The following is an 8,780-nucleotide window of genomic DNA, read 5'->3' as shown; positions in this document are numbered from 1 at the left end:
AATCCTGTCCCCGCAACCAAACAAAAAGCCCGCACAGCACAAAAGCTGGCGGGCTTTCGTCGTTCCAGCACATGACAGACAGAAACAAAAACGGCATGGCTGAAGCGTCCATCACGAGGCGCGCCCGATGACCCTCCCCCGCCCCGCCTTCGCCGCCAGCGGCGCGCTTGTCTCGCCGGACGCGCCGGCGCCGGAGATCTGCCGGCAGGGCGCGTCCGCCCTTGCGCGCATGCTGGCCGAACGCAGGGTCTCCTCCGTCGAGGTCGCAGAGGCCTTTCTCGACCAGATCGCGGCGCAGAACCCCACCTACAACGCCATCGTGACCCTGCGGGACCGCGACGACATCCTGGCGGAGGCGCGCGCATGCGACGCCGCGCGGGCGCGCGGCGAGACGCCCGGACCGCTCGCCGGCGTTCCGGTCGCCTTCAAGGACCTGCAGCCGACCGCCGGTCTGCGCACGACCTTCGGATCGCCGCTGTTCGCCGACTTCACGCCCGAGGAGGACAGCCTCACGGTCGCGCGCGTCCGCGCCGCCGGCGCGATCGTGATCGGCAAGACCAACACGCCCGAGTTCGGGCTCGGCTCACACACCTACAACACGCTGTTCGGGCGCACCCGCAACGCCTTCCTTCCGGCGCTCAGCGCCGGCGGCTCGAGCGGCGGGGCCGCCGTCGCGCTGGCGCTCGGCATGCTGCCGGTCGCGGACGGCTCCGATTTCGGCGGCTCGCTGCGCAACCCGGCCGCCTTCAACAACATCTTCGGCTTCCGGCCCTCGCTCGGCCGCGTGCCGAACGTGCCCGCGAAGGACGCTTTCTTCGGGCAGTTCTCGACCGACGGCCCTATGGCGCGCAGCGTCGCCGATCTCGCGCTGATGCTCTCGGTCATGGCCGGCTACGACGCCCGCTCGCCGATCGCGAGCGCCGACGAGGGCTTTCGCTATGAGGACCGGCTGGACGGCGCCCAGTCCCTGCGGCCGCGCATCGCCTGGCTCGGGGATCTGGGCGGCCGGCTGCCGATGGAGCCCGGCGTGCTGGCGCTCTGCGAGGCGGCGCTCGGCGCGATGGAGCCGGCCGGATGGCGCACGGAGCCCGCCCTCCCCGCCTTCGACTTCGCCGCCCTGTGGCGCTCCTTCGTGGCGCTGCGCGGCCTAGCCGCGCTGGTGAGCCATGGCGACTATCGCCGAGACCCGGCGCGCTACGCCGCGCTCAAGCCCGAGCTGCAGTGGGAGATCACGGAGGCCGCCAGGCTCTCGGCCGACGACGTCGCGACGGCGGCGCTCGTCCGGTCACGCTGGCGCGAAGTCGCGCTCGACCTTCTGTCGCGTTTCGACGCCCTCGCGCTGCCGAGCGCGCAGGTCTTTCCCTTCCCGGTCGAGCAGGACTGGCCGAAAGAGATCGCGGGCGTCGCGATGGACAGCTACCACCGCTGGTTCGAGGTCGCGGCTCCGGGCTCGATGACCGGCTTCCCCGTTGTGAACGTGCCGGCGGGCTTTGCGCCCGACGGCCGTCCGATGGGGATCCAGCTGATCGGGCGTCCGCGCGGCGACCTCGACCTGCTGCGCATCGCCGCCGCCTATGAGGCCGCGGCCCCACGCGCGACCTGAGGGTCCCCTGCCCGCTTCGCCGGCCTTTCGTCCGGCGGCGATTGCGCGCTCCCGGCCATCCCCGGGGCCATGCCGACGCCGCGCCGGCCTGCGACCGCAGCTGCGAGCGCAAGCCACGGTTGCGCGGGAGCGCCGGCGGCCACCGGACGCGCCAGTGACGCTTTCGCAGGCAGCCGGCCACGACGTCTAGCGGTTCAATTTTTGATCACGCGCGATCCGCTAGACGCCCTGATTTGCTCGGCTGAGGGCGAACGGACCAGCCGAACCGGCTACTTTTTGAGCGACGTTGCTCAGTTATTAGCGCTCACTCGCCTGTGATAATTCTGCAATACTTGTTATTGCGCTGCGATATAAAGTGAGAATCAAGTTGTTCACGAGAACACGCCCGGGCCTACTTGGTCTCGTAAACGTCTTCGGGGACAGCGAAATGAAAAACCTTCTGCGTGCGACCTGCGTCGCCTTCGGGGTCGGCGCGACCTGCTTCGCGATGTCCGCTCCGTCCCATGCGGCGGACATCCTGGTGGCCGAGCCTGTGGCGGCGGAGCCGACGATCTGGGACGTGGCCTTCGGGGTGAAGGGCGCCAACGACTACATCCTGCGCTCGGTCAGCCAGACCCGCGGGCGCATGGCCATCCAGGGCTACGCCGAAATCTCGCTGTTCGACTGGGTCTACGCCGGCGCGTGGGCCTCCAATGTCGACTTCGGCGGCAACGATCCCTCGATCGAAGCCGACTGGTACGCCGGCGTCCGCCACACCTTCGACCGCCTCACCCTCGACGTCGGCTATCTCGACATCAATTATGTCGGCCAGAAGGGCGGCCACGATCTCGACTTCTGGAAGATCTACGGCATCGCGAAATACGCGGTCACCGACAACATCACCATCGGCGCCAACGTCTACTGGACCAGCAGCTATATCGGCTACAACGTCGACGCCGGCCACGCCTCGCTGTTCGGCAAGGTCGCCTTTCCGGGCCTGCTGCCGAACCCGGATCTCAGCCTCTACGTCTCGGGCGAACTCGGCCGGAACTGGGTGAAGGAGGGCTTCGCCCCCGACTACACCTTCTGGAACCTCGGCGGCGGCGTCTCCTACAAGGCCGCCACGCTCGACCTGCGCTACACCGGGGCGAACCTGTCCCGCACCGAATGCGTCCTGACGATCGGGCAGCGCGGCTCCTGCGGAGACCGGTTCCTGGTCTCGCTGTCCTTCGACACCTCGCTCTCCAAGATCAAGTAAACCGGCCTCCGGTTCGGCCAGACAAGCAGAAACGCCGCGCCCCGGGCGCGGCGTTTCGCATTGCGGCAAGCGGCCTTGAGCGTCTAGACGCGGCTCAGCCCGGCGGCGGCAGCATCATGAAGAGCCCGCCGGCGGCGCATAGACCCGCGACCGCGGCGTAACCGGCCTCGAACGCATCGCTTCGGGTCAGCCACGGCGCCTCGCGCCGGCGCGCGAGCTCGCCGAGAAGCAGCATGGCCCCGGCGAGTCCCATGAGACAGGCGCCGATCATGCCCGCACGGCCCGGTGGAAACGGCGAGGCCCGGCCTGACCCGGGGGCCGTGGCTGACGGGGAGGTTTGAAGAGCGGCGGCGCGAACATGGGGAGCGCGTTGCAAGATCCGCGCCCGGCCTTCGCAGAGGCCCGGCTTCAGCGCCGGGCGGTCATTTCTCCACGAAGGCCTTCTCGATCACGAAGTGGCCGGCCTCGCCGTGGTTGCCCTCCTGGTAGCCGCCCTCGATCAGCAGCGCGCGCGTGTCGCGGATCATCTCGGGGCTGCCGCACAGCATGAAGCGGTCGCGCTCCTTCGACATCATCGGCAGCCCGACATCGGAGAACAGCCGGCCCGAGCGCATCAGGTCGGTGATCCGCCCGGTGTTGCGGAACGGCTCACGGGTCACGGTCGGGTAATACACCAGCCCCGCCGAGATCATCTCGCCGAGATGCTCGTCCTGCGGCAGCCCCTGCGTGATCGTGTCCCCATAGGCGAGCTCGGCCACCTGCCGCACGCCGTGCACCAGGACGACCTTCTCGAACCGCTCATAGGTCTCGGGGTCCTTGATGATCGACAGGAAGGGCGCGAGCCCCGTGCCGGTGCCGAGCAGATAGAGGTTCTGGCCCGCCATCAGATTGTCCAGCACCAGCGTGCCGGTCGGCTTCTTGCCGATCAGGATCGGGTCGCCGACCTTCAGGTGCTGCAGACGCGACGTCAGCGGCCCGTCCGGAACCTTGATCGAGAAGAACTCGAGCTCCTCGTCATAGTTCGCGCTCACCACCGAATAGGCCCGCGTCAGAGGACGGCCCTCGACCTCGAGCCCGATCATCGTGAACTCGCCATTGCGGAAGCGGAACGACGGGTCGCGCGTCGTGCGGAACGAAAACAGCGTCTCCGTCCAGTGATGCACATGCGTCACGCGCTCTTCCAGATACTTGCTCATCGGAGTGTCCTCGAGGAGTTCGGGGGCCTGGCTCAGGCGATGGCGGGATCGGCCGCCCCGAAGGCCGCCTCGAGCTTGCCGGGCGCCCCGTCCCAGTCCCGGGCGTCGGCGGGCGGCTCGGCCTTTTCGGTCACGTTCGGCCAAAGCGCGGCGTATTTGGCGTTGAACGCCGCCCAGCCCTGCATGCCGGGCTCGGTGTCGGGCCTGATCGCGGCTGCAGGGCATTCGGGCTCGCACACGCCGCAGTCGATGCACTCGTCGGGCGCGATCACCAGCATCGTCTCGCCGACATAGAAGCAGTCGACCGGGCACACCTCGACGCAGTCCATGTATTTGCAGCGGATGCAGTTCTCCGTGACGACATAGGTCATCGGGCTTCAGTCCTCATGTGGGCGGAGAGGCGCTCAGCCTGTCAGAGCGAGCGCGCCAGATCGTTGTTGTCGAAGTTCGTGGCGAGCCCCTTCAGGGCGTCCGCGTTGATCTCGCCGCCCATCGCCTTGAGGCTCTCCTCGCGGATCAGGCTCATCAGCCCCCGTCGAAGCGCCAGGAACTCCGAGGACATGATCACCGCCGGCTCGCGCGGACGGGCGAGCGGCACGGCGATCTCGGCCTTGATGGAGCCCGGCCGCGCCGTCATCACGTAGACCCGGTCCGACAGGAAGATCGCCTCGTCGATGTCGTGGGTCACGAACAGCACCGAGATCTTCAGCCGCTGCCACATGTTGGTGAGGATCTGCTGCATGATCAGCCGGGTCTGGGCGTCGAGCGCGCCGAACGGCTCGTCGAGCAGCAGGATCCGCGGGCCGGTGGCGAGCGCGCGCACGATGCCGACGCGCTGCTTCATGCCGCCGGACAGCGCCTCCGGATAGTGGTCCTCGAACTGGGAGAGACCGGCGAGGCCGAGAAGGGTCCGCGCCTGGCGCTGACGCTCGGCGGCCTCGACGCCCTTCATCTTCAGCCCGAACTCGACGTTCTGGCGCACGGTCTTCCAGGGGAACAGCGAATATTGCTGGAAGATCATGCCGCGGTCGGCCCCCGGCCCGTCGACCGGCTTGCCGTCGACCCTGACCGAGCCGCTGGTCGGCTTCAGGAAGCCCGCGAGCGCGTTCAGCATGGTGGACTTGCCGCAGCCGGAGGGCCCGATGATGGACACGAACTCGCCCGGCTCGACGGTGAGCGACACGCCCGTCACCGCCTCGGTGAAGCCTGTCGGCGTCTTGTAGCGCAGGCCGAAATCCTCGATCTCGATGCGGCCCTGGCGCTCACTGCGGGCGTCGAGGGGCGGCTGCGCCTGCCCGGCCCTGGCGACCCGCGCCTTCAGGGAGGTGACGCTCATCGGGCGGGGCTCCAGGGCATGACGAGGCGGCCGAGCAGGCGGATGGTCCAGCTCGAGGCGAGGCCGAGCACCCCGATCGCGATCATGCCGAGGGCGATGTCCGGATACTGGACGAGGCTGTAGGCCTCCCAGGTGAAGTAGCCGATGCCGAACTGGCCGGAGATCATCTCGGCCGCGATCAGCGACACCCATGCGACCCCCATGCCCACCGTCAGCCCGGTGAAGATCTGCGGCAGCGTCGCCGGCAGATAGACCTCCCGGAACACGGCCGCCTCGCGGGCGCCGAGGCAGCGCGCGGCGCGCACCAGGACCGGGTCCACGGTCGCCATGCCGTGCAGCGTGTTGAGCAGGATCGGGAAGAACGAGCCCAGGAAGGTGATGAAGACGATCGACTGCTCGTTGGTCGGCCACAGCATGATCGACATCGGCACCCAGGCGATCGCCGGAATCGGCCGCAGCACCTCTGAGACCGGGAACACCATCTCGCGCAGCAGCCTGAACCGGCCCATCAGCAACCCGAGCGGGATCGCCACCAGGGCCGCGAGCGCGAAGCCGTAGGCGATCCGCCGGCAGCTCATCAGCAGATGGCTGCCGAAGGTCGGCGAGCCCCAGGCGGCCTCGGCGCTCGCCAGCACGTCCGCCGGCGTCGGCACGTTCATGAAGCGGACGTAGAGGTCGAGCTTCCAGGTCGTCGCCACATGCCAGGCCAGGACGAACAGCGCGATCGACGCCGCGCCCACCAGAGCGGACCGCACCGGCAGGTCGTGAAGCCAGCGAACGGAGCGCGAAGGGGCCTGAGGCTCGGCCGTTCGCGCTGCGCCGGCTTGCGGCAGCGGCGCCGCCGGGGCGAGGACGTTCGAGGCCATCACATTGCTCATCGCTCAGCCTTTCGCCGCCGCGAGCGCGTCTTCGAAGCTCACGACCTTGCCGCCCGACTTCGCCGCATAGGCCTCCGCGTCGGCCTTGAGCATGAAGGGCGCGAGCTCGGCGTCATCGCCGGTCACGTAGAAAGCCTTGTCGGCGAACAGCTTGATCCCGCGGCCGGCGTCGAACACATAGGCGACGTTCACCGCCACCCCCTTCGCCCTGAAGTCGCTGAAGGCCGCGAGCGTGCAGGCGGCGCTCGAGAACGGCTGGATGTCGCCGTCCTTGATCCAGATCTCGCCCGCCTTGCGGGGCTCGGTCACCGGCTTCTTGCAGAACGCGTCTTCGCCCTTGACCTCGTAATTGGCCGTCGAGGCGAGCCGCTCGTCATAGTCGAGGCCGCGTTCCTTGAAGGCGGCGCGGATGAACTTGTCGTTCACCCACGGACCGACGTCGAACTCCTTCATCCTGCCGAGGCCCTGGAGAACCTTGACGTCCTCCTTCGCGGCGTCGATCAGCGGCTGCTTGAGCGTCGGGTCGATCGTCATGATGCCGCCCGGGCCGAGGAAGATGTAGACGACCTCCTTGTCCGTGCCGGTCCACTTCGAGATCATCTCGGCGGCGCGCTTGGGGTCTTCCTTCACCCAGGCCTCGGCGTCGAGGACCGCCTGCAGATAGGCGTCGACGACTTCCGGATGCTTCTCGGCGAAATCGGTGCGCACCACGACGCCATGGAAGGTCGGCAGGTTGGTCTGCAGCCCGTCGAACACCTTGCGGGCGAAGCCGCGGAACGGCAGCAGTTCGGCGAAGGGCACGAAATCGGCGTGCGCGTCGATCTTGTTCTCCCTCAGATTGGTCGCCCCGACCTCGGGGCTCTGGCTGACCAGCGTGAAGAAGTCGTTGGGCAGGCCAGCGTCCCGCATCGCCTTGAGCATCATGCCGTGCGCGGCGGAGCCGAACGGCACGCTGACGACCTTGCCCTTGAGGTCCTGCAGCGAGAAATACGGGCTGTCCTTGTTGACCACCACGCCGTTGCCCGAGCCGGCGAGGTTGTACGCCGCGATCGCGATCAGCTGCGACTTGCTCTCGGAATTGTTCTGAAAGGTGTAGCCGTTGACCACCAGCGGGTAGTCGCCCATGCCGCCGAAGTGCAGCTTGCCGGCCATCATGCCGTTGGTGACGGGCGGGCCGGAGGTGAAGTTCTGCCACTGCAGATCGTAGGTCACGTCCTTGTACCTGCCGTCCCGCGGCAAGCGCTTCTCGAACAGCTTGAGCTCTCGGATCACGACGCCGGTGGTCGCCGTGTTGGTGGTCGTGTCCTGGGTGCCGACGCCGATCGTCAGCGTCTCTGCGGCCGCCGCCGCGCCCGGAAGCCCAATGCCCGCCGCGGCGATCAGCGCGGCGGCGGAAACGGCGCAGCGCTTTTTCCAGGATCCCATCATCGCTCACCTCGTTGCAAGATCAGGACGTCAGCTCGGGTCCGACGGTCAGATCATTGAGGCGCGGCGCCGCCCGTTCAATTGAAGACCGCGGCGCGCGGTCGATTAGTTGCTAAAATCCTTTGCGTGCCCAGAAAGGAAGCAGGTGGCGCCGTCAGGCTTCGCCGTTGCGCATGGCGAGCAGCATGTCCGGCCGGCGGATCACCAGATCGGAGCGGGTCGCGGACACGATCCCGCGCTCGGCGAAGCGCTTGAGGCTGATCGTGACCCATTGCCGGGTCGCGCCCACCAGATGGGCCAGATCCGCATGGGTGAAGCTCGCCGCGATCAGCACGCCGCCGTCCTCCTCCTCGACCCCGTAGAGATCGGCGAGGTGGAGCAGCAGATGCGCCAGCCGCTCGGTGATCGAGCGGGTGCCGAGCATCTGCGCCATGGTGGAGTAGCACTTGCCCTTGAACACCAGCCCGTCGATCACGCCGAGCGCGAGCGCCGGGATGGTGACGACCAGCTCCCGCAGCGCGGCCCCCGAGAGGTGCAGCACGCTCGAATTGCAGGACGCGACGCCAGACCAGACATGCGGGCCGCCACCGAAGATCTCCGGGCCGCCGACGAAGTTGCCGGGGTACCAGTAGGCCAGCGTGATCTCGCGGCCCGAGGGCGCGGCGTAGAACACGCGGATCCGGCCGGACTCGATCAGATAGATGCCGTCATGCGGCGAGCCCTGGCTGAACAGCGTGGCGCCGCGGTTCAGCACTTTCTTGCGGCCGCGCGAGACGACGACGTCGCGCTCCTGCGGCGACAGCTGCTCCAGGATCGGGCGCTGGCGAGCGCGGTCCGGCACGCGGATGTTCGGCTCGCCGTCCGACAGCAGCAGCGCGGCCGCGGGCGGCGGCGCCTCAGGCGAGCGAGACATCAAGGGCGGCCAGGAAGCCTGCGGGATGGCCAAAGGTCGTTCCCCTGCTTCATCTACTGTGCGCTGCAGCGAAGCACGGAATGTTTCTAATTCAAAGTCACAAAGATCGCCGCAGCTGCGGCGGCGCCGGGCGCCGGACGCGAGAAAGCCGGCCTCCCTTTCGGGAGCCGGCTTTATTGTCGCGCCGCGCTT

The 8,780-nt window shown here is 68.1% G+C and carries 9 protein-coding genes; 2 read left to right on the top strand and 7 right to left on the bottom strand.

All coding sequences use genetic code 11. The annotated features are described in order from the left end of the window. Nucleotides 1-127 precede the first annotated feature (127 nt). Both GGR24_RS14175 and GGR24_RS14170 read left to right on the top strand, forming a co-directional pair. Nucleotides 128-1,603, top strand: coding sequence for an amidase (locus tag GGR24_RS14175; RefSeq protein ID WP_183396009.1), 1,476 nt, complete (start codon nucleotides 128-130; stop codon nucleotides 1,601-1,603). A gap of 427 nt (nucleotides 1,604-2,030) precedes the next feature. Further along, nucleotides 2,031-2,840 carry a TorF family putative porin gene (locus GGR24_RS14170; RefSeq protein WP_246398447.1) on the top strand — a complete coding sequence of 270 codons (810 nt, stop codon included), beginning with the start codon at nucleotides 2,031-2,033 and terminating at the stop codon, nucleotides 2,838-2,840. Between the two features lie 94 nt (nucleotides 2,841-2,934). Here the strand turns inward: GGR24_RS14170 and GGR24_RS14165 are convergent, their stop codons facing one another. From GGR24_RS14165 to GGR24_RS14135, 7 genes are all read right to left on the bottom strand, one after another. Further along, nucleotides 2,935-3,075, bottom strand: coding sequence for a hypothetical protein (locus tag GGR24_RS14165; RefSeq protein ID WP_183396008.1), 141 nt, complete (start codon nucleotides 3,073-3,075; stop codon nucleotides 2,935-2,937). A gap of 187 nt (nucleotides 3,076-3,262) precedes the next feature. After that, the gene (locus GGR24_RS14160) at nucleotides 3,263-4,036 is read right to left on the bottom strand and encodes a ferredoxin--NADP reductase (protein WP_183393469.1); all 774 of its coding nucleotides are present in this window, start codon (nucleotides 4,034-4,036) and stop codon (nucleotides 3,263-3,265) included. Nucleotides 4,037-4,068: 32 nt separating this feature from the next. Beyond that, nucleotides 4,069-4,407 carry a ferredoxin FdxA gene (gene fdxA / locus GGR24_RS14155; protein WP_183396007.1) on the bottom strand — a complete coding sequence of 113 codons (339 nt, stop codon included), beginning with the start codon at nucleotides 4,405-4,407 and terminating at the stop codon, nucleotides 4,069-4,071. Between the two features lie 41 nt (nucleotides 4,408-4,448). Then, nucleotides 4,449-5,372 carry an ABC transporter ATP-binding protein gene (locus GGR24_RS14150; RefSeq protein ID WP_183396006.1) on the bottom strand — a complete coding sequence of 308 codons (924 nt, stop codon included), beginning with the start codon at nucleotides 5,370-5,372 and terminating at the stop codon, nucleotides 4,449-4,451. Continuing rightward, on the bottom strand, nucleotides 5,369-6,250 hold the full coding sequence (locus GGR24_RS14145) for an ABC transporter permease (RefSeq protein WP_183396005.1): 882 nt from the start codon (nucleotides 6,248-6,250) through the stop codon (nucleotides 5,369-5,371). Before GGR24_RS14145 ends, GGR24_RS14150 begins: the two co-directional genes overlap by 4 nt. Before the next feature lie 3 nt (nucleotides 6,251-6,253). Continuing rightward, the gene (locus tag GGR24_RS14140; protein WP_246398445.1) at nucleotides 6,254-7,678 is read right to left on the bottom strand and encodes an ABC transporter substrate-binding protein; all 1,425 of its coding nucleotides are present in this window, start codon (nucleotides 7,676-7,678) and stop codon (nucleotides 6,254-6,256) included. Nucleotides 7,679-7,829: 151 nt separating this feature from the next. Then, the gene (locus tag GGR24_RS14135; RefSeq protein WP_183396004.1) at nucleotides 7,830-8,588 is read right to left on the bottom strand and encodes a Crp/Fnr family transcriptional regulator; all 759 of its coding nucleotides are present in this window, start codon (nucleotides 8,586-8,588) and stop codon (nucleotides 7,830-7,832) included. Nucleotides 8,589-8,780: the final 192 nt, after the last annotated feature.

It is taken from the genome of Hansschlegelia beijingensis (assembly GCF_014196425.1).
Classification (GTDB): Bacteria; Pseudomonadota; Alphaproteobacteria; order Rhizobiales; family Methylopilaceae; genus Methylopila; species Methylopila beijingensis.
Note: the sequence above shows the minus strand (reverse complement) of the source record. Positions and strands in the feature narration are given on the sequence as shown.